The sequence below is a fragment of the Staphylococcus sp. EG-SA-2 genome, from assembly GCF_017152085.1.
In genome coordinates, this window is record NZ_JACYHC010001308.1 from 1 (window position 1) to 603 (window position 603).

The 603-nt window shown below is 33.3% G+C and carries 1 pseudogene; it reads right to left on the reverse strand.

The features are described from left to right. Positions 1-603, reverse strand: a pseudogene (rnjB, locus tag IDG60_RS28370) (ribonuclease J2); the annotation flags it as partial.

A 603-nucleotide genomic window follows, 5' to 3' on the forward strand; every position in this document is an offset into this window, starting at 1 on the left:
GAATTAGCAAATCTTTAGGAATGTCGAAATACCCCATTTTACGAGCAATATTAAATGAACTTTCAAGTGATCTTCCTAAAAATGACACTTTACGATTTAGCTTGCTAGCAATATTTAAAACTTGCTGTATACGTATAAAGTTCGAAGCATAACATGAAACAATCAAGCGACCTCGCACTTTTGCAAAAGCGTCATACATATGATGTTCAATCACATTTTCCGGAGTATTATATCCAGGTTTCTCTGCCTCAGTAGAATCACTGATTAAGACAAATACACCTTCTTCACCAATCTCTGCCATACGTTTAATATCTGGTGCATAATGTCCATGTAAACTTTGGTCAAACTTAAATTCACCTGTATACACAATGGCACCATATGAAGTGTGAATACAAACACCTAGACTATCAGGAATACTGTGTGTCGTATTAAAGAAACTAATATTCACGTTTTTGAATCTCATAATTGAATCATTATTAACTGTGTAGTAGCGAACTTTTTTATCAATATTACGGGCTTTCATATTTTCTTTAATTAACGCTATTGTCAATTTAGATCCATATACTGGTGCATCTAATTGTTCTAAAACATAACTCACTGCAC